Source organism: Candidatus Villigracilis affinis (assembly GCF_016705895.1).
Lineage (GTDB): Bacteria > Chloroflexota > Anaerolineae > Anaerolineales > Villigracilaceae > Villigracilis > Villigracilis affinis.
This window is the reverse complement of record NZ_JADJKT010000039.1, coordinates 26,306-46,519: the sequence shown is the minus strand read 5'-3', so window position 1 is coordinate 46,519 and position 20,214 is coordinate 26,306. Positions and strand designations below refer to the sequence as shown.

Below are 20,214 nucleotides of genomic sequence, written 5' to 3'. Positions count from 1 at the left end.
TTTTGGTATTGTAGCAGATAATATAAAAGCCCTTGATCTCTCAAGGGCTTTGTAATTTATTCGCCTAAATAGTCGCGCAGTTTCCTGCGGATGGATGGGTGACGCAAGCGGCTCAGCGCCTGCGCTTCGATCTGCCTCACGCGCTCGCGGGTGACGCCCATTTTGCGTCCCACTTCTTCGAGGGTGTAAGCCTGCCCATCAAGCAGACCGTAGCGCAATTGCAAAATACGCACTTCGCGCGGGGGCAATCCGTTCAACACTTCGCCGAGATGTTCGCGGAGCAGGTTGTAGGTCGCGGTTTCGTCGGGTGGGGGAGCCTCATCGTCTTCGATGAAGTCGCCGAGCACCGAATCTTCCTCGTCATCCGTCGGGGTTTCCAACGAGAGCGGACGACGCGCCACCTGAATCATATTTTCAACCTTCTTGGGCGGCACATCCAGAGCGACGGCAAGTTCATCCACGCTTGGTTCGCGCCCAAGGCGCTGGGTAAGCTGATGCTGTACGCGCAGGAGTTTGTTGATCTGGTCGCCCATATGCACAGGCACGCGGATGGTGCGTCCCTGATCGGCAATGGCACGTGTCACAGCCTGACGGATCCACCATGTTGCATAGGTGGAAAATTTGTGTCCGCGGCGATAATCGAACTTCTTTGTCGCGCGGATCAAGCCAATGTTGCCTTCCTGGATCAGGTCAAGGAAGGGAACGCCGCGTCCCATGTATTTCTTGGCTACAGAGATCACCAAACGTGAATTCGCGGTGATGAGGTGTTCACGGCCAGCCCAGCCATCCTCGATGGAATGGCGAAGTTCAAGGCGACGCTTGCTGGTGACGCTGCCGTGGGCAAGTTCCTCACGGGCAGAGCGGCCGCGCTCGATGCGCTGGGCCAGTTGCACTTCCTCAACCGCGGTCAATAGCGGTACGCGGCTGACCTCTTTGAGGTACAAGCCGATCGTATCATCGGTATCGATGTTGGCCAGATAATCATCGAGGGAAGGATCAGGTAAATCCTCTGGTTCAGTTGTCTGTTCAACTGCGGCTAGTTCGTCTTCGGTAGGCTCGGGAGTGATGGTATCTTCCATAAATGGAATGCCAGCGCTCAAGAGGGCTGAAAAGGCTTCTTCGAGTTGCTCCACATCCTGCTCGGCTTCGGGGAAGAAATGCAGGATATCGTCCAGCGTTACGTATGATTTTTGGCGGCCCAGTTCAACGAGTCGTGCAATAGCTGAAAATTCTTCTTCGTCGTCAACGATCAATATTTTCTCTACATCCATTTACATATCCAACTTTCAAAATATATTTGTCAGCAAACTGCTAAATCAGAATACACTTTTTTAGCGTGAAAATCAATACCCGCCCACTTTTCAGATGCTTTGCAATGCTTTTGTATTACGAACGTCCGGAGCCAATCCGGACGTTCGTATTATTCACAACAGAGTTATTAAACCCATTAAGGCGTTGGGGTTACGGATGCCTCAGGAGTAGCTGTTTCTGTCGGCGGGGCAGGCGTGGGCGTCTCGGTCGGTGGAGGCTCTGTAGGCGTCGGTGTCGGAGTGTTCAAGTAGGGCGGGGACGACTGTAATTGCAACAGCGCATCCAGACCGCTCATACCTGCCACCACGATGCGGCTTTTGTCGATGCGCACATAAAATCCGCTGTTCGACGGGGTCAGGTCGCCAATTTCAAGCGTATGTGTTTTGCCGCTCGCAAACTTGACTATAACAACATAATCGGGACTATCCAAACCGAAGTCACTGAGCTCGCCCTCGACAACGCTGATCTCGCGAATTGCGGAGACTTGCGTCGCCGCCGCTTCAGCATACCCCTGGTCTGCTTCTGTTTCGTAGGGCAGTTCCAGCACCCAGACATTTTCCTCATTACGGACAATGCGGACCGCTTCTCCCTCGGCAGGTTTCACTTCAATGCTGGAGGGCGTGCCATCTGTCGCAGGGAACAGATTCGTGACTGCCGTTGTCGGCGTTTCCTCTGGGATGGCATCCTTATTTTGGTTGAGATAAATCGTCAGCGCTAGCAGGGCTGCCAGTAAAACCAATGTGAACAAGGTGCCCACACTGAAGACAGGTTTTTGCTGCTTGGTAACGGGCGCTTCCTTTGCTGACCCAGATGCAGCCCTTGTTTTCTTCTGGCGCGGGGTCGGCTGTGAATCGCTTGTGGTTTTTCGAGGCATTTTCTAACCCTTCTTGCGGCGCGCAAGCCAGGAGGAGACACCTGAGAAAACGACCAGACCCGGCAGCACGAATATCGAAATGATGATCATAATGATGAACACACCATTTGTCGGCGGTGTGAACATGCGCGGAGTTTGTTCACGCGGGGTGATGTTGATCAGATCTTCCTGCTCTGCGGCCCAATCCACTGAGTTGATGAACATATTGCCATTGCCATAGGCGTCGAAGACATCATCGGTGGCGAACAGCGAGTTGCCGAAGACGACCACGCGTCCTGTGGTTATCGAGTTTTCTGCCACAGCCGCGAGATTCAGCGGACCGGGATTGTCCTTTTCAGCATCGAATACGGGCTGGGTCTCTGCGGACATTTCCGTTTCGCCCCATGACTGGTCTGTGGTCAAAATGATCGGGGTTGTGGTGACATTTTCCACGGGTTCGGCGGTAACGCTGATACTGCGGGCTTGCGGAAGAATGACGATGTAATTCTGGGTCAGGTTCTGTGTGATCGGGTGCTCGACGATCTGCGAGGAAACCGCCTGGAGCGGATTCTGCGAGTTCACAAGGTCGATCACAATATCTTCATTCAGTTTGATGCCCCAGTCGGAATCCAGATATTTGGCGAGCGGATCAAACGTGTCGCCGAATTCCGTCACAATGGTGGGGTCTTCCATCACGACCAGTGAACCGCCTGCTTCCATATATTCCTTGAGCAGGACCATCTCAGAACTGGCGAGCGGCTTCATGGGGCCAGCAATGATGATCGCGAGTGCGTCATCGGGAATCTTATTCGTGGAGAGCAGATTCAACGGACTGACGGTATAGTTTTTCGATTCCAAAGTGGATTTGGCGATGGAGAAACTCAACTGGCCGTTCCCGGCTTCGAGGGCGGGTTCGCCGTGTCCCTGAAGGAAGTAGACTGCGCGTTCACCGGGGTTGATCAAGCGGATCAAGGCCTGGGTCAATTCAGACTCGCTGGCGAAGGAAACGATCTCTTGAGTTTCACCCATTTTGAGCAGGATCTTGCCGTCACCGGTGACGCCTGCCTCACGGGCAGAAACGGGGTCTTGATCTGGGTCAATGAACTTGTAATCGAAATTGCCTTTGCTGTTGTTCTTGAATTTCACCAAAAGTTCTTCGGCATTGGTGGAATCGAGGTTCAAGCTGTAATAGGCTATGGCCGTTACTTTTCCAGGCAGGGTTTCCAAAGCTTGCAGCGTTTCAGGTGCCAGCGTGTTGGATAGGTCCTCGGTCATATCCCAGGGGGATTTGAGAAAATCGGGATTTTGGAAAACGAGCACATTGGTCACGATCAGGATGCCGAGAAATGCCAAAGTGAGGATCAGCGAATTGGAACCGTAGCGTGCCTGGCGTCCAGTAAGGAAGCGGCGCACTTTGTCGGGTGACATGATCGCATAAGCGGCGAGTCCGATCACGATCAATGCAAGGCTGATATTGAAGGCAAGGTTGATATTATCGGATATGGTGCCATCGAGGGTGAAGATCTGTTGAGCCACCATGCCCTTTGCCACGCCGGTCAATCCTGTTGAAACACAGGCAAGCCCGGCAAGGATCAGCCCAATTACAGCGTACTGAGCGGAAGGATTTTTCTTGTTACCAGCCATTAGCGCCATCTCCGAATTTCAATTGCGGTGGTGCCTGCGAACAGGCCCAATGCAATGAGACTTATGTAGTAAACGATATCGCCCAGAGCAATGGTTCCCCTGTTCATCGAGGAGAAATGCTGGGACAAGCTCAGGTAGTTGTACACATCCCCGCCTTGTTGCAGGTAGTTTGCCGGCAGGTTGACCATGAACCAAAGGAAGAAGAACAAGCCGAATGTGACGAAGAATGCGGCGAATTGGTTTGTGAAGATGGCCGAAATTCCTGTGCCAAGCGCCAGCAATGCGCCGCAAACGAGAACAAGGCCGATATAGGAGGCGATGATCACCTTCCAATCGATTCCCGGGGTGACAAAGTTGTTGATGATGATCGGGAAGATGAGCGTGAACAACGCGATGGTCAGAACGAACAGGAACGCGCCCAGGAATTTGCCAGCCACGAGTTCGAAATCGCGCACCGGGGCGGTCAGCAGCAATTCAAGGGTACCCATACGCGCTTCATCTGAAAGCAGACGCATGGTCAGCGCGGGACTGAGGAAGATCATCAAAAAGACGAACAGCCAGTTGATGGGGGTGCTGTCTGGCGGAGGTCCGCCCATCATGGATTGCTGGGCACTGACGTACATGATCAATGAAAAATAGATCCCAACCGGCAGGACAATGGAGAATGCCACGACATAGGCCAGCGGGCTGTTGAAGTAATTATCGTATTCGCGTTTTGCGATGGTCCAAATGGTTCTCATGGAATCCCTCTTTATTTATTCTTCGAATCAGAGCCGGTGAGTTCGAGGAAGATTTCTTCGAGGCTCATGCCGATCGGACGCAATTCAAGCAGGTCATAGCCCGATTTGATCACCTGTTTGGCAACTTCGGGGCGAACATCCTTGCCGGAGGCAAATTCAAATTCCACCATGCCATCATCCTTGGTTTCCACGGCTTGCACGCCTTTGATGGCGCGGATGGTCTTTACAAGATCATCATCAGATTCGCCGCGCACACGCAGCACGGCGCGTTCGGCGCCGATCAGGCGGGCTTGCAGGTTTTCGGTGGTATCTTCTGCGACGATCTTGCCTTTATTGATAATCAACACACGGTCACAGATATTTTGCGCTTCATTAAGTAAGTGCGTGGAAAGCAGAACCGTGCGCTCTTTGCCGATCTCGCGGATCAGTTCACGCACTTCCACAACCTGGCCAGGGTCAAGGCCAATGGTCGGTTCGTCGAGGATCAATACCTCGGGTCTGTGCAGCAGCGCTTGAGCAAGCCCAATTCTCTGGCGCATACCCTTGGACAGGTTGCCAATATATCCGTCGGCGCGGTCGATCAGGCCGACCATGTCCAACACTTCTTCCACGCGATCATCCACATTGGGGATGTGGCGCAGCTCGCCCATGAACTTCAGATAATCGAAGGCGGTCATATCCGTATACAACGGGACCGTTTCAGGCAGATACCCAACACGCTTGCGCACTTCCAGCGACTCCTCCACCACATCGTAACCAGCCACAATGGCTTCGCCGTCTGTGGGGGGCATGTAGCCGGTCAGGATGCGCATGGTGGTGGTCTTCCCGGCGCCGTTGGGGCCGAGGAAGCCGACGATCTCTCCCTGCTGGGCATCGAACTTCAGGTTATTAATGGCGCGGCGGGCGCCGTAGTCCTTTGTGAGACCACTAACTTTGATCATTGCCTCTCCTTGCAATAAAATTTTTTGTTGTAAAAATGGGGTGTTACCAAATAAAAGGCACAACCCGTGGGCGGTGCCTTATCTGTTTTGCCGTTGATTACTATACAATATGTAGAGTCGCAAAGTCAAGCGGGTAATTAACTTCTAATCTAACGCTAATTTTTCAAGCCTTCGACTATAATCTGCGTATGACCGAACTCCTTTACCAAACCGATTCCTATCTCAAAGAGTTTTCAGCCACCATCCTTTCTGTAGATTCAGAATCCCGCTCGGTGGTACTCGATCGTTCCGCTTTTTACCCTGGTGGAGGCGGCCAACCCTGCGATTTTGGGGCATTGGAAGTGGCGGGCATCCGCTATCCGGTGGAAAAGGTGAAGAAGCAGGGTGACGACGTCCTTCATTTTCTCGGTGGAACCGAGCCTTTGCCGACTCTCAATACCGCTTCACGCTGCGCGGGGACCTTGGACTGGGTACGGCGACATCAGTTGATGCGCACCCATACAGCGCTGCACATCCTGTGCGGCACGGTCTTTCGCGATTATGGCGCAAAAGTCACCGGCGGTGACATGGATCCGCTCAAAGGCCGCATGGATTTTGAATTCGAGACCATGCGCGGGGAGCTGGTCCGTGATATCGAAGCAGCGGTCAATCTTGAGGTCCAGAATAGACGCGATATTCGGGTGAAGATCCTGCCGCGCGAAGAGGCGTTCCAAATTCCCGATCTGATCCGCACCAAGATCAATCTATTGCCCGAAGGCATTTCGCAGGTGCGTACTGTGGAGATCGTCGGCCTCGATCTGCAAGCCGATGGCGGCACGCATGTGATGAATACTTCCGAAGTGGGCCGTGTAAAGGTTGTGGATTACAAGAGCAAAGGCGCGATCAACAAACGAATTTATATCGAGATCGAATAGCCCGTTTTGGGGAGTGGCTTTTTTTGTTTCGCTGAATATAATGCAGAGAATAACCAAAGGAGAATGTGAAAAATGAAAATTCGAAACCTCTCGATCCTGCTTGTTGTGGCCGTGCTTTTTGCCTCGGTGCTCGCCTGCGGATCCAGCGCCCCGGCGGGCGTGTCTAATGTTTATATGGCGAATGACGCGGAAGGTACCAATAAGACCACCACGTTTGCGCCGACCGATGTTATTTTTGTGTTCTTCGATGTCAATGGTATCGAAGCTGGCGCCCAGTTCCAGGTCCGCTGGTTCGCGTTGACTTTGGATGGGCAGGACCCGAACGAGCCCTTCACCGTCACCGATTACACCTACAATGACGAAGGAACGATCTACGCCCAGATCGAAAGCACAGACGGCGGATTCCCGCCTGCGCAGTACAAGGTGGAGATCCACATGAACGGCGCAAAGGTTGCCGAGCAACTATTCTCGGTTCAATAATTATCGGTGGTATTTCTTCAAAAAATGCGGTCATTGTGATGACCGCATTTTTTGTTTGCGAGCGTATAATCCATATAGATGGAGGCTCACATGGAATATAGGAAGTTCGGGAGGACGGGGTTCAAGGTTTCCCCATTGTGCATGGGAACCATGCAGTTCGGCTGGTCTTTGAACGAGGCGGATTCGCACAGAATCCTTTCAGCCACCTTTGATGCGGGGATCAATTTCTTCGATACGGCGGATATTTATTCCAAATGGGTGGATGGGAATCCCGGCGGCGTTTCAGAAACCTATATCGGCAATTGGTTGAAACAGAATAAGATTCCGCGTGACCAGGTTGTTTTGGCGACCAAAGTGCGCGGCGAAATGGGGAAAGGTCCCAACGATGAAGGTTTGAGTCGCGGCCATATTATGAATGCAGTGGAGGCATCCCTGCGCCGTTTACAGACCGATTATCTCGATTTATATCAGTCCCACTGGACGGATGATTCGACGCCCATTGAAGAAACGATGCAGGCGTTTGACGATCTGGTACGGCAGGGAAAGGTGCGTTATGTCGGCGCTTCGAATTATGCTGCCTGGGAGTTGATGCAAGCGCTATGGACTTCGGACAAACTCAATCTGGTTCGATACGACAGCCTTCAACCTCACTACAATCTGATCTATCGTGATGAATTCGAACGGGAATTGCGGGATGTCTGTAAAGCTTACGAGATTGCGGTCATTCCGTACAGTCCGTTGGCGGGGGGATTTTTGACGGGTAAATATCGCAGGAATGAACCGCTGCCGGAGAGCAGACGTGCCGAAGGCCGTAAACGCGCGATGACCGAAAAGAATTTCTCCCTTTTATATGAGATCGAATCGATCGGCTTGCGCCACAAGGCGTCCATTTCTCAGGTGGCTCTGGCGTGGATGTTGTCCGACTCGGTTATCACCAGCCCGATCATCGGGGCGACTTCCATTGAGCAATTGCAAGAAAACCTCGGCGCGCTGGATGTCCATTTGATGGACGATGAGATCGCCACCTTGAACAAGTTGACCGCTTGGAAAACGGACGAGGACTGAAGTCTGCATTCCGATGCAATAGCAAAACGCGCTCCATAAATGGAGCGCGTTTTACTATATGTGTTTTCAATTCTTACGAAAGGATTACCTGTCCGCAGTATTCGCATTTATCCATGCCGAGTTCGAGCGTGCCGCCGCAGTTGGGGCATTGGAAGGTCTCCACCTTGATGGAAAAACCCGCTTTTTTGTAGGCTTCTTCATTGTCAGCTAGGTCGCCGCGCAGACGTTTGAGCCGTGCCAGATATGCATCACCCGTCACTTCACCGGCTTTGCGCAAGCGCTCCACGTCAGCGATGGATTCCTTCAACATGCGGCGCTGCGCTTCGAGGGATTCCTTGCTCTTATCCTGAAAGGAGACCTTCATCTCGGGCTTCGGTGGAATGGAGGCAAGAATTCCTGCAATGACCAGCATGATCGCGGAAACGATCAACCCAACGATGAGCGGCGTAAATTGAAAGCCTGGAATGGAATTAAAATTGACCTTGTTTGCCTGTACTGCACCGCCATCGGCGATCACCACGTAGCGTTCGTTGCCTAATTTTCCAATATCAATACGGGTGATGCCGCTGTCGTGGGAAGGCAGGTTGTTACGCGTGCCGTTCTCGGTGAACACGGCCACCTTGCCTGAATCGTCACCGATGACCGCTTCTTCCTTGCCGTCTTCGTTGATATCAAGACCCGAGATCTCGGTTACTTTGTCAGATAGGGAAGCGGTCCACATTTGAGTGGTAGTTGTGCCATTGTAGGAAAATGCCCAGATGCCGCCGTCTTTCCCGCCGACAATGATCTCCCGCGAAGACGGGTCGCCGTTCAATTCCACTTCGCGCACTTCACTGACCGCCTGCCCGAGTGATTTGCTGAAAATGGTCGAGCCATCCACTGCGCTGTAGATGTAGAACGCGCCATACTCGCCGCCGGTGATGACTTCGCTGTTGCCATCCGCGTTCAAGTCGAAGGCGCGCATGCGGCGCAACTGTTCCTGGCTGATCTGCCAGACGGGATTCCCTTGCGCGTCGAAGACACCAACTGTCCCGTCGTGCGAAGCGATCGCGGCGTAAGTCTTTCCGCCGATCTTTGCATCGTCCATGCCGCGGATTTCTTCGTTTGCGAAGTCAGACTGCCATAACACCTGTCCGCTTGTGGAGATGGATGCGATGCTGCCTGAAACATCGCCAAGAACGATTTCCGAGCCGCCATCAAAACGGATCAATGCGACCCGCGCAGGCACGAAGACGGGGAGTTCGCTGGCGATGGTCTTCTGCTGCCCATTGATGATGGTATCCACAGAAAAGAAATTGCCGCTGTGATAGACCACGATGTCTTCGACACCGTCACCGTTGACATCGCCAAGTGTGGTCTTCGGGCTGTCGTAGGTAAAGTCATTGAGAATATTTCCATTGGGGTCGTAGACCCGTACGCCGCTGGCGTTTTGAATGAATAGCTCATCCTGTCCATCGCCGCTCAAGTCGATGACCTTCATGCTTTCCGCGATATCGTATGGCTGCGACCAGGCTGTGGTGCTGCCGAATTTTTCGGCGGTCACCGCACCGCTAAAGGAGAATACGCCCGCCACGACCATGACGAGACAGGAGAGTACAAATGCAATAATAAAGGGGATGGTTTTGCGACTCATTATGCAGCCTTTCGTTGTAATAGAGAATAAGTTGATTTCAAAAAGCCCAGGATCTGTTCCTGTTCCACTTCATCGAATGGGGAGCTGGCGACAACGTTGATCATGCCGCCATCCGTGCTCAATTGTGTGACGGTGTATTTCCCGATGTTCACGCCCTGTCTGAAGTCTTTGTTCGGAACGATCTTGTACGCTTCCGGATTGACCACGATGCGGATCTTCAGGTCGTGTGCGGAGCCTTTGAATTTTTCAGGTTTGAGTTTTGATTTTCCGCTGATGCGGCTTCGCTTCCAATAAGACGTGCGTTTCTTTGATTTTTGAATGGCAGACACACGCAGGATGTTTCCGTCATAAAGTTTTGCCTTGAGTGAAAGCCACTCATCGCGGAAATACTGTGTGGTGCGGTTTTGAGTGTCTTTTGTTTCGCGCGCCACTTTTGTTTTCAGCAGTGCACCGGTCAGATCAAGATGGCCCAGAAAGGTGCCACCGGGTTTGAGGTCATCGCGCAGGGTGTGCAGGATTTCCTTGGTGCCTTTGTAACGCGGGGCAAAATCAAGTGTGTCGCTTCTTCGCAGACTGCGTGCCATGATAAAAGCCGCGAGCCACAGTAAAAAACCACCCGCCGAAAAGACCAGCGAGAAATAGCCAAGCAAAAGGAGCAGACCATCAATGGCCATCAAGCCCAGACCAACAAAGAAAATGATCAAGGGAATCCAGCGCCACTTATCACCAGCAGATTCAGTCTTTTGCACCTCGGCCCTGAATCGCTCCATACCAAGCATGATCGAGTCCGGTTTGTCGGCAATCGATACATACACGGGTGCGTATTCCTTTTTTCCTGAAATGCTGGTGGGGGCGGCGACCTTTTTGCGGGCGGTGTTCAGTAGATAAAAGAACAACGCTAAAACAACAACACCGGCTACGCCCAAGATACATAAAGCTGGCATACATTCCTCCGAGTGGCTTATAGCTTATAATTTAAACAATGACCAAGATCCTATATACCGCGTTCGATATTGTACCAAGCCCAAAGGGCGCATCCACACATATTTTGCACAATTTGCGCGGGTTGGTCAATGGGAAATACGATGCCCATCTTATCACGCCCAACGACGGGCTTCTACCCACCGAAGATACTATTGAAGGTGCGCAGGTCACCCGCATTTCGCAGGACCTCTCGCAGAATTTTCTCGCCCGTGCCATGCATTTCGGACGTTCGGTTTCGGCCCACCTGGCGCTGAATCAGGATTACGATGTCGTTCATTATCGAAATATCTGGGACGGCCTTTCCATCGCGCAGAACAAAAAACGGTTTGGCTACAAAACACTTTTTGAAGTGAACGGCCTGCCGTCGATCGAACTCAAATATCATTACCCGGGGCTCGACCCTGAATTGCTTTTGAAAATAAAGGAACAGGAAATCGCGACACTGCACTTAAGCGACGCGATCATCTGCCCTTCGAATGTGACTCGCGACTACATTGCCTCGCTCGGACTTAACCGCAAGCTGGTCACTGTCATCCCAAACGGAGTCAGCGCCTCGGATTTTTCTGCATCCCCGCTGCCCCCCCGCGATGGACGAGTCCCTGTGTTGTTATACATCGGCACCCTCGCCGATTGGCAGGGATTGGACATCGTCGTCAAGGCGCTGCCCAAGATCCTCGAAAAACAACCCGTCCATTTGCTCATTGTCGGGCGCGGGCGTTCCCGTCAGCGCAAGATGCTCGCCAAGCAAATTCGAAAACTTGGCGTCGAAGAGCATGTGACTGTGCAGCCTGCCGTGCCGCATCACGAGATCCCTGCCCTCATCGCCAGCGCAGATATTTGTGTTGCCCCGCTTGGCCTGAATGATAGAAATGTCACGCAGGGGGCCTGCCCGATCAAAGTCCTCGAATATATGGCGGCAGGGCGTCCTTTATTGGCTTCGAACATGCCCATCGTGCGTGAGCTTGTCCGCGAAGATATGGATGCGCTGTTATTTTCTCCTAGCGATTCCGAAGACCTTGCCAGGCAAACCATTGCCTTGCTGAATGATTTTGAATTATCCAAACGCCTGGCCCAATCCGCCTCCGAACGCGCGCTGACCCAATTCACCTGGCACGAATCGCAGAAGAAATTATTGAAGGTGTATGAGAAGTTGTTGACTCAGTCTGCAGCAGCCTGAACTTTTCTATTCATTTCCTTCATCGCGGGGATAAAAGCCATGCTTATAGTGGTAAAGAAGTATGTGATCCCAAGTGCAATCAACATTGGCAGGTAGCTGAATTTTTCAGTGAGCACGCCGCCCAGTAACATCCCAAACGGCATCGCCATCCACGCGCCAGCCGTGACCGCACCGAAGACTCGTCCGCGCATATCTGGCGGGATGCGTTCGAATTCCACCGCACCGATGATGGGGTTTAGCGGTCCCGCGCCCATGCTGGTGATAAGGACGGATGCGGCCAGAATGTAGATCGGGGGTTGTAGGGCGTACACCCAAAACTGCAGGCCAGTCAAAACGAATGCGGCTACGAAAACAGTGTGCCGTGGCAAACGATGCCCGATGGAGGCGAAGATCAATCCGCCGATGACTGCGCCTCCGCCATTGGCGGCGATCAACAACCCCAGGCTGACTGCATTGTCGTATACCGCCTTCACGTAGACTGGTCGCACCACGCCGCTAAAAACGGAATCCAGAAAATTTGTCAGCATGATCATAATAACGATGGCCAGAATCAGCTTATCGTTTGCAATGAATCGCAGTCCTTCCTTCATCTCTGCAAAATAGTTGCCAGCTTTCTTTTCCTCTTCAGATTTAACCGTTTTAGGTGCCGCGATCATCACGCCGATGATTCCTGCGGAGATGAAAAATGAAATTGCATCCAGCCAGAGGACATTGGCTGTGCCCATGATGCTGATCAGCAGACCTGCCAAAGGTGCGCCGATGAGCCTTGAGCCGCGTTCGATGACATGTGTAAGGGAAGTGGCGCGTTCGATGGGCATGCCTGCTTGTTCAGCAAGTTCGGGCAACAAGGCGTGGCGGGCGCTGCTGCCGGGGGTATCAAGCAGCGCGCCAAGGAAGACCAGGATCATCAACTGCCAGAATTCCAGCCCAATCGTGAAATAAAAGATGGGAATCAGCGCAGTTGTCACGCCGCTGGCGAGATCTGAGATGATGCTGGTGCGCTTATAGCCAAGGCGGTCGATGAGTGTGCCGCCGAGGAAACCTGCCAGCACTACAGGCAGAATCGTAAAGAAACCCGTGATCCCTGTTTGTGTGGCGCTGCCGGTGGTTTGCAGCACGAACCAGGGAATTGCGATCGCGGAAAAGATATTGCCAACGAGCGAGATGATGTTGGCAGTGAATAATGAGTAAAGCGGAATGGGGTTATGGTTTACTTCGGGTACGGCTGCTGTCATAAAATACCTCCGATTATTGATAAACAGTGACTTGAGTTTTTCTGTTCATTTCCTTCATCACGGGGATGAATGCCATGCTGACGGTGATTACAAAAAACGTGATACCCAACCAGATGAACATGAGCGACAGCCCAAAGCGTTCGGTGAAGTAACCGCCGATCAGCATTCCCAGCGGCATGGCGAGCCCGGAACTGGCTGTGATCGTGCCGAAGACTCGTCCGCGCATGTCTGGGGGAATGCGTTCAAACTCAACTGCGCCAAGGATCGGGCTGAGCGGTCCCGCACCGAGGCTGAAGATAAGCCCAGTGATGACCAAAACAGAAAGAGGCGGGTAGGAAAGGTAAAACCAATATCGTATGCCTGTAAAAATAAATGCGCCAACAAAAAGAGCATGACGGGGCAGGCGATGCCCAATGGATGCGAAGATCAATCCGCCAATGACGGCGCCTCCGCCGTTTGCGGCCAGAAGCAATCCCACGCCGATTGCGCTTCCGTAAACCTCCTTGACGTAGACTGGCTGTAAGACGCCGCCAAAGATCGCGTCGAGGAAATTCGTCAGCATGGCCATGATGACGATGGTCAGAATCAACTTGTCGTTTGAGATGAAGCGCAGTCCTTCCTTCATCTCAGCGAAATAGTTTGTAGTTTTCCCTTCATCGCGTTTGACTGTTTTGTGATCTGTAATCATCAGGCCAATGATCCCCGCTGAAATTAAAAATGAGACCGCATTCAGCCAGAGGACATTGGCTGTACCCATAATGCCGATCAGCAAACCTGCCAGAGGCGCGCCGATGATCCTTGATCCGCGCTCGATGACATGCGCAAGGGAAGTGGCACGTTCGATGGACATGCCTGCCTGTTTGGCGAGGTCAGGCAAAAGGGCATGGCGCGCTGTGTTGCCGGGTGTATCAAGCAATGCACCAAGAAAAACCAACACCATGAGCTGCCAGAATTCCAGTCCAATCGTGAAATAGAAAATGGGGATTAGTGCCGTGGCGATGCCGCTGGCGATGTCTGCAATGATGCTGGTGCGTTTGTAGCCGAGACGGTCAATAAGCGTGCCGCCGAAAAAGCCCGCCAACACCATCGGCAGGATCGTGAAGAAGCCTGTGATGCCTGTTTGCGCGGCGCTGCCAGTGGTCTGCAGCACGAACCAGGGGATTGCGATCGTGGAAAAGATGTTGCCAACAAGCGAGATGATATTGGCTGTGAATAGTGAGTAAAGTGGAATGGGATTATGGTTTGCTGCCTGTGCGGCCGTGGTCATAAAACATCTCCGATTACCAATAAAGTTATTTCGCTTAAGATGGGTTGAATACTTTGATTACGGCTTCTGGCACGGCGCGTGGACTGCCAGTTTTGACATCTACGAAGACCCAATCGGTTTCGCCTTTGACGAGGGTCTTGCCATCAGATGTTCGGGTGAATTCATATTTGCGCAGGGAGCGCACGCGGCGGATATTTTCCACCCAGGTCTTGATCTCGATCTCTTCACTGAGAAAGGCTGGGAGAAAATACTCGATCTTGTGCTCGCGTACCACCCAGGTTGAATCTGCGCCTTGTGCCTCAATGCCGCCGATGGAGGCGTAATGCTCCACGGCAATGTCCTGCATCCATTGCACGTAGGTCACATTGTTGACATGGCCGTTCTCGTCAATTGCAGATTCGGGAATGTGAATTGTCTTTGAATAAATGGGGGAGATGGGCATATGCCCAAGTTTACCGCGTATCTATATTGGTTGGCTGTACCTGCCAATCAAAACTTCCTGTTCGGTCATGCCTTCGCATTGGGCATCCAGGGCATTATATTCCGCCTGCCATTGTGCCTTGAAATTGAGATATGAAGCCGCAGATACCCAACGATCAATGGTCACGAACCGAAGGGTATCTGTTTCGTCATGCAGCAATTCAGTTGCAAGATAGCCTGCGCTTTTGCCGAATAGCTTTGCCCACGCGCCATCGTTGGAATATATTTCCACGAAGCTTGCCAGGTGCTCTGACTTTACTTGATATGCCCAAATAATGATGTACATTGGTTTACTTTGTCTGGTCGGCATTGCGCCACCAATAAAATGTGATGAAGAATCCGATCGCGCTTGAAAGCGCCACAATGATATAGCTGTGCATTCCAAGCACTTCAGCGCGCGGACCAACCGCCCCGCTGAACAGGGCAGGCACCGACCACGGAAGCCAGCTGCCCCAGCCCATTACCACAGCGATCTGCGCAATGGCGACAGTAAAGATCGCCCAGCCAAAGGCGGCCATAAATCCGCGCCCGATGCTGGCGAGGAAGGCCACGAAAGGCAGCAGCATGATCGTCAGGATCCCCGCGCCGAGAATGTCGATGGTCGCTGAGCGGAGGAGTTCACTCGACCAGCCCGGGATGACAACAGCATTCCCAACGATCAAACCAAGCCCGTAACTGAGCAGGGTTAAGGTGAGAGTCCATAAAACAATCACAGTGAATTTTGCGGCAATGATCGCCTCGCGCGATGTGGGCAGGGAGAGCAGTTCCTTTACAGTGTGGTCTGAGAATTCACGGCCGAACACCCAGGTGGTGACAATTGCGAAAATGATCGCGCCGCCAATGGCTGTCGCTTGCGCAAGCAGGTTGAAGAATGTCGGCCAGTCTGCCACGCCTGCGGTCAATTGCGCTTTTGTGCCGATCAGCCCCATGGATTTTGCAGCCTCGGGGTCTTTCAAGATGACCATGAATAAACCACCGATCAATGGCGCGATAAAAAATCCTAGCATGGTTAGCACAGGCACTTTCGAGCGAAACGCCTTGAGACTCTCGGTTTGTAAAGCGGCGAGATAAGCATTCATTTTTTACTTCCTGTTAGTTGCATAAAATGTTCTTCGAGATTTTGCTGTTCCACCGCAAGGTGGGTGGGTGGAGTACCCGCGTTGACGAGTAAACATGCGATTTCATCTGGTGCTTCGAGCGCATGCGCATCGGTGATGAAAATCGAACCTTCGTGGATCGTCGCTGAATAATGTTCTTTAGTCAAAATCGTGTGTGCTTTTGCAAAGTCACGGACTCTGATCTCCAATCGTCGCGCGCGGAATTGCTCGAGCTTGCTTGCATCGAGGTCTTCGATAATTCTGCCTTTATGAATAATTCCTATTCGTGTGGCAAGCCTGTCCACTTCGGTGAGAATATGGCTGGACATAAAAACGGTCACGCCGTTTTTTGCTAGATCAGCAAGCAACTCGCGGATTTCAACCACACCCGCAGGGTCGAGCCCATTTGCGGGTTCATCCAGAATCAACAGGCTTGGATTGTGGATCATTGTGCGCGCCAGGCCAAGGCGTTGAAGATTTCCCATCGAAAGCGTGCCAGCTTTCCGTTTGGAATAGGAGGCGATGGAAAGTTTTTCCATCACATCATCCACGGCTTTTGGGTTTTTCAATCCATATAGTCGGCGGGCGATATCCAGATTCTCGCGGACAGTCAATTCGGGATATGCCGATGGACTCTCCACAAGATGCCCCACCTGCGCCCACGGCCCGCGTCCACCTGGACCGAGAGCCTGCCCCAGCACTTTGACATTTCCCTCGCTCGGGCGGATCATCCCCAAAAGCATGCGGATGGTTGTGGTCTTGCCTGCGCCGTTCAAACCAAGGAAACCGAATATCTCACCCTGCTTCACCTGCAAGCTGACATGATTCACGGCATGCACATCGCCATATTGTTTTGACAGATCACTTGTTTCGATCGCGTAATTCATCTTATTCTCCGACGATATATCCTGCTACTAGGTCGATCATTACATTCATGGTTTCCTGATAGGCATCCTCTCCCAGGTCATCGCGATGCAGACCCATGAAAAACAGGCCCTTGATCAGGTTACTCACAATTCGCGGAGAGGCCTTGACGGTGATGCCTTCCCGTTTGATCTTTTTGATCAATTCATTTGTAAATGCTTCATCGTTGCTGACGTGCTGCATGACTCGTTCCGCAGGGACTTTTCTCACGAGATAATCAAAGTCAGATTTGCTGAAATTTTTCAGCAGGGGATAGGCATCCCAGGTAAGCAGCAACCCCCCGAGCATCTCGCTGACATTCTTGCGCGCATTGGCTTTTGGCTTGACGGCGAAATCAAGGATGCTCGTTTGGATCTCCTTCTCGAACTGCTCGAGGATCTCAAGGAATAATTCCTCTTTTGATTCGAAGAACAAATAGAAGGCGCCTTTCGAAATCCCAACAGCCTCGGTCAATTCATCCACACTTGTCTTTTTTAGGCCGTGCTTCTCGAAGAGCTTTTTCCCTTTTTCACGCATTTGAGCGCGGATGGTGTCTCTTTCCTGATCTGAAAACGCTTTTGGCATGGGTTCCTCTTCTTGTGACTAATTTAGTAAAAATAGTCACTGATATTATAGTCAAAACCTGATAAGAGTCAAGACTGTTGACTGGTGTTTTTGAAAAGTGCAGATTGGGCGTTCACCTAAGTCAATTTGTAGGGAGCAGGCGACGGCGTAGAAAGTATCGTATATGCCGATTATCTTGATGGGGCGGCGATCCTGCTTGAGAAGAAGCCATTCAGGAAGCCGCAAAATAATTCCGTCTGAGCCATGCAAAGTGGGTCGGATTTGCGAATGCTTTACTTCCCAAAATGGCTATTTCATGAAGCGAAAACCCTGTTGCTTCGCAGACATAAGCTTTTTGTTCAAAGTGGGGAAAATGGACATGATGAGACCGTGGAAATCAATACCCGCCTGAAAGAGATCAAAGTGGATGTGGAAAAAAATTCCCGCTCTCGGAAACCGAGACAGCGGGATTTAGGTCTGAACTATGAAAGCATGTGCTTGCAATTTCGGAGATCAAGCAAAAAACGGTCGAATTGCTGCAGGGGATTATGTAGGGGCGGGGGAACTATTCCGTACGGCCAAGCAGATCTTTTACTCTTTGGGAAAGTTCGTCAATGTGGAAAGGCTTGGTGAGGTAGTCGTCTGCTCCAGCACCAAAGGCGACTACCTTGCTGTCGCTGTCATCCAATGCGGTGACGATAATGATCGGCGTAAAGATAAATCTTGGGGTTTGTCGCAGCATTCTGCATACTTTAAAGCCGTCGGGGTCGGGCATCATGAGGTCCAAAATGATGAGGTGCGGATTTATGGAATCGGCTATTTGCACCGCTTTGGAACTGTCGTTTACTGCGGTTGTTTCGTATCCCTCCACTGTGAGAACTTTTTGCAGTAAGTCTGTGGCTTGCTTATCGTCGTCAACGATCAAGATTTTTGTCATGACATTTTCCTGATGAAGTGGATGAATTTTTATCCCAAAAATTTGAAATAATCATTAAATACGTCATTATTATACCCGAGACGCATTTAACCGAAAGACCGCCGCTGCGCTGATAAGTGGCAGGTGCGGTCTTCCTCGCAAATCTGTAAGTTGCTGTCTGAAATGGTCTAGAGCAGTGCGTTTATTTTCTGGGTTAGTTCCTTGGGGAGGAAGGGTTTTGTAATAAAATCCTTGGCACCGGCGTTAAAAGCGTCTTTTTTGCTGCCGATATCATTCAGGGCTGAGACAATGATAATGGGGATATCCTTGAGGGTCTGGGTCGACTGAAACATTTTGCAGAGCTGGATGCCGTTGATCCTGGGCATCATAATATCCAACAAAATAAGATCGGGGATGACCGAGTTCGCGGTTTCGATCGCATCTGCGCTGTTGTTGATCGAGGTGGGCGAGTGGCCGTTCATTTTTACAAGGCTTTCCAGAAGCTTTGTGGTTTCCATGTCGTCGTCAATTATCAATATTTTTGACATATTTCTTTTCCTCGTTGTTGGAATGTTTTACAACAGGTCTTATCCACATTGTCTGAAAACTCGCGTAGATGTGACGCAGTATTTGCCAGATGAAAAAGGTCAATCAATGAGTATGACTGTTGGGAATGTGTTGTATGGATATCAACCGCTTAGCAGGGTTGATATCCGAAGAGAGAGTTCATCGAGATTAAATGGCTTGGCAAGGTAGTCATTCGCGCCAAAAGATGTTGCCTTGCTGTTGCTGTCAGCCATGGCTGTGATGATCAGGATGGGGGTCCGCACGAAAGCGGGGTCTGCACGTAACATGCTGCACAGGGTGAATCCATCTGGCGGAGGCATCATCAGATCAAGGATGAAGAGGTCGGGATGCTCATCGTTTGCCAAAATGATGGCCTTTGAGCTGTGCGTGGTTGCGATGACCTCATGACCTTCCACGGAAAGGTATCTCTTTAATAATGTTATGACTTGCGGGTCGTCGTCTACGATCATTATTTTAGCCATTGCATCTTCCCAATATTTATGAAATTCTTCTCAATCATACAATTAAAAAGTTAATGGCGCAAGCAATTCATCCATTTTTGATGTGGTAGGCGGGGTGCGCGTACTCCCACCATTCACAAGCTTGCAGGTATTCATCCAGTAGGGCGTCGCTGATCGGCATATTTACTCTATGTGCCGCGCGCCATGCCAAAAAACCGAATGTGGGGCGGGCTGTTTTGTAGATTTCCAGGACCAGCCTGCCAATAGGTCCACACTGAACATTAAAACCTGTTTTTTCAAATTCTTCGAAAATTGCCATGTAATCGAAATTAACCCTGCGAAACGTCGGAACCCATCCCTGACCATTTCCTTCCAGGAGCATGTAGCTGGCGGAAAATATGCCGTCAAGCGGCACGCCAACCGAGCCAGGGTTGAAGATGCGCCATTTGCCCGCCTGACGATCCATTGGCAGGTGGGTGTGGCCACAGATCACGAAATCGGCTTCCACTGTTGAAAGCAGGCCTTCGATTTCCTGATCTGTCATTGTCCAGTAGATGGATTCCCAGGAACTGTTGGGCGAACCGTGAAACACCTGAATGGGAGGCGCATCGTCAAAACGCAGGTTCAGCGTGTCGGGCCACGTGGCGATGACGTTTTTCAGTTCGGGATCGATGCGTTGATTTGTCCACAAAGTTGGAGCAAATTGGACGGGATCAGCCCAATCGGCGGGAGCCCGAGGCGTTCCATAATCCAGAAGAAAATATTCGTTGTTTCCGCGAACGACAGGCCAGCCGTTATCGATCACGATCTTCGCAGTCTGATTGGAACTTGGCCCAAAATTGATCACATCTCCTGCGACAATGATTTGGTCTACATCATCTTGTCTTAAGTCGGAAAGTACTGCTTCAAGTGCGGGTAGATTTCCGTGAATGTCGGAGAGGATCGCGAGTTTTGTCATGCTGTAAATCCCTGAAAGCAAATT

22 protein-coding genes are annotated in these 20,214 nt (G+C 51.4%); 4 read left to right on the top strand and 18 right to left on the bottom strand.

Going from position 1 to position 20,214, the window contains the following annotated elements; translation table 11 throughout:
• Window positions 1–56: 56 nt before the first annotated feature.
• The 5 genes from IPI86_RS21480 to IPI86_RS21460 all read right to left on the bottom strand — a co-directional run bounded on the left by IPI86_RS21480 (window position 57) and on the right by IPI86_RS21460 (window position 5,489).
• Entirely contained in the window at window positions 57–1,271 is a 1,215-nt protein-coding gene (locus IPI86_RS21480; RefSeq protein WP_345300076.1) for a sigma-70 family RNA polymerase sigma factor, read from the bottom strand.
• A 176-nt stretch (window positions 1,272–1,447) separates the two neighbouring features.
• On the bottom strand, window positions 1,448–2,185 hold the full coding sequence (locus IPI86_RS21475; protein ID WP_345300075.1) for a DUF4340 domain-containing protein: 738 nt from the start codon (window positions 2,183–2,185) through the stop codon (window positions 1,448–1,450).
• A gap of 3 nt (window positions 2,186–2,188) precedes the next feature.
• Window positions 2,189–3,808 carry a GldG family protein gene (locus IPI86_RS21470; protein WP_345300074.1) on the bottom strand — a complete coding sequence of 540 codons (1,620 nt, stop codon included), beginning with the start codon at window positions 3,806–3,808 and terminating at the stop codon, window positions 2,189–2,191.
• Window positions 3,808–4,548, bottom strand: coding sequence for an ABC transporter permease (locus IPI86_RS21465; RefSeq protein ID WP_345300073.1), 741 nt, complete (start codon window positions 4,546–4,548; stop codon window positions 3,808–3,810). Before IPI86_RS21465 ends, IPI86_RS21470 begins: the two co-directional genes overlap by 1 nt.
• 11 nt (window positions 4,549–4,559) lie before the next feature.
• The gene (locus tag IPI86_RS21460; RefSeq protein WP_345300072.1) at window positions 4,560–5,489 is read right to left on the bottom strand and encodes an ATP-binding cassette domain-containing protein; all 930 of its coding nucleotides are present in this window, start codon (window positions 5,487–5,489) and stop codon (window positions 4,560–4,562) included.
• Window positions 5,490–5,677: 188 nt separating this feature from the next.
• Between IPI86_RS21460 and IPI86_RS21455 the strand changes: the two genes are divergently transcribed.
• From IPI86_RS21455 to IPI86_RS21445, 3 genes are all read left to right on the top strand, one after another.
• A complete protein-coding gene (locus IPI86_RS21455; RefSeq protein WP_345300071.1) occupies window positions 5,678–6,403 on the top strand; it encodes an alanyl-tRNA editing protein in 726 nt (241 codons plus the stop codon).
• Window positions 6,404–6,475: 72 nt separating this feature from the next.
• Entirely contained in the window at window positions 6,476–6,883 is a 408-nt protein-coding gene (locus IPI86_RS21450; RefSeq protein WP_345300070.1) for a hypothetical protein, read from the top strand.
• A gap of 90 nt (window positions 6,884–6,973) precedes the next feature.
• Window positions 6,974–7,948, top strand: coding sequence for an aldo/keto reductase (locus IPI86_RS21445; RefSeq protein WP_345300069.1), 975 nt, complete (start codon window positions 6,974–6,976; stop codon window positions 7,946–7,948).
• Between the two features lie 73 nt (window positions 7,949–8,021).
• Here IPI86_RS21445 and IPI86_RS21440 read toward each other — a convergent pair whose 3' ends face one another.
• Together IPI86_RS21440 and IPI86_RS21435 are read right to left on the bottom strand one after the other, a co-directional pair.
• Window positions 8,022–9,581, bottom strand: a complete 1,560-nt coding sequence (locus IPI86_RS21440) for a PQQ-binding-like beta-propeller repeat protein (RefSeq protein WP_345300068.1) — start codon at window positions 9,579–9,581, stop codon at window positions 8,022–8,024.
• Entirely contained in the window at window positions 9,581–10,525 is a 945-nt protein-coding gene (locus IPI86_RS21435) for a hypothetical protein (protein ID WP_345300067.1), read from the bottom strand. The genes IPI86_RS21440 and IPI86_RS21435 overlap by 1 nt, the downstream gene beginning before the upstream one ends.
• A 38-nt stretch (window positions 10,526–10,563) precedes the next feature.
• Between IPI86_RS21435 and IPI86_RS21430 the strand changes: the two genes are divergently transcribed.
• A complete protein-coding gene (locus tag IPI86_RS21430) occupies window positions 10,564–11,742 on the top strand; it encodes a glycosyltransferase family 4 protein (protein ID WP_345300066.1) in 1,179 nt (392 codons plus the stop codon).
• Here the strand turns inward: IPI86_RS21430 and IPI86_RS21425 are convergent.
• The 11 genes from IPI86_RS21425 to IPI86_RS21375 all read right to left on the bottom strand — a co-directional run bounded on the left by IPI86_RS21425 (window position 11,724) and on the right by IPI86_RS21375 (window position 20,190).
• On the bottom strand, window positions 11,724–12,977 hold the full coding sequence (locus tag IPI86_RS21425) for an MFS transporter (protein ID WP_345300065.1): 1,254 nt from the start codon (window positions 12,975–12,977) through the stop codon (window positions 11,724–11,726). The two genes, IPI86_RS21430 and IPI86_RS21425, sit on opposite strands and share 19 nt — an antisense overlap.
• A gap of 13 nt (window positions 12,978–12,990) precedes the next feature.
• Window positions 12,991–14,244, bottom strand: coding sequence for an MFS transporter (locus tag IPI86_RS21420; RefSeq protein ID WP_345300064.1), 1,254 nt, complete (start codon window positions 14,242–14,244; stop codon window positions 12,991–12,993).
• Between the two features lie 34 nt (window positions 14,245–14,278).
• The gene (locus IPI86_RS21415) at window positions 14,279–14,686 is read right to left on the bottom strand and encodes an acyl-CoA thioesterase (protein WP_345300063.1); all 408 of its coding nucleotides are present in this window, start codon (window positions 14,684–14,686) and stop codon (window positions 14,279–14,281) included.
• Window positions 14,687–14,707: 21 nt separating this feature from the next.
• Window positions 14,708–15,010, bottom strand: coding sequence for an antibiotic biosynthesis monooxygenase (locus IPI86_RS21410; protein WP_345300062.1), 303 nt, complete (start codon window positions 15,008–15,010; stop codon window positions 14,708–14,710).
• A gap of 4 nt (window positions 15,011–15,014) precedes the next feature.
• Entirely contained in the window at window positions 15,015–15,803 is a 789-nt protein-coding gene (locus IPI86_RS21405; protein WP_345300061.1) for an ABC transporter permease, read from the bottom strand.
• The gene (locus tag IPI86_RS21400; RefSeq protein WP_345300060.1) at window positions 15,800–16,708 is read right to left on the bottom strand and encodes an ABC transporter ATP-binding protein; all 909 of its coding nucleotides are present in this window, start codon (window positions 16,706–16,708) and stop codon (window positions 15,800–15,802) included. Before IPI86_RS21400 ends, IPI86_RS21405 begins: the two co-directional genes overlap by 4 nt.
• Window position 16,709: 1 nt before the next feature.
• Entirely contained in the window at window positions 16,710–17,309 is a 600-nt protein-coding gene (locus IPI86_RS21395; protein ID WP_345300059.1) for a TetR/AcrR family transcriptional regulator, read from the bottom strand.
• A gap of 544 nt (window positions 17,310–17,853) precedes the next feature.
• Window positions 17,854–18,225, bottom strand: a complete 372-nt coding sequence (locus IPI86_RS21390) for a response regulator transcription factor (protein WP_345300058.1) — start codon at window positions 18,223–18,225, stop codon at window positions 17,854–17,856.
• A 167-nt stretch (window positions 18,226–18,392) separates the two neighbouring features.
• Window positions 18,393–18,752 (bottom strand): response regulator transcription factor, encoded by a 360-nt coding sequence (locus IPI86_RS21385; protein WP_345300057.1) that lies wholly within the window; start codon window positions 18,750–18,752, stop codon window positions 18,393–18,395.
• Between the two features lie 141 nt (window positions 18,753–18,893).
• The gene (locus IPI86_RS21380; protein WP_345300056.1) at window positions 18,894–19,253 is read right to left on the bottom strand and encodes a response regulator transcription factor; all 360 of its coding nucleotides are present in this window, start codon (window positions 19,251–19,253) and stop codon (window positions 18,894–18,896) included.
• Between the two features lie 67 nt (window positions 19,254–19,320).
• A complete protein-coding gene (locus tag IPI86_RS21375; RefSeq protein WP_345300055.1) occupies window positions 19,321–20,190 on the bottom strand; it encodes a metallophosphoesterase family protein in 870 nt (289 codons plus the stop codon).
• Window positions 20,191–20,214: the final 24 nt, after the last annotated feature.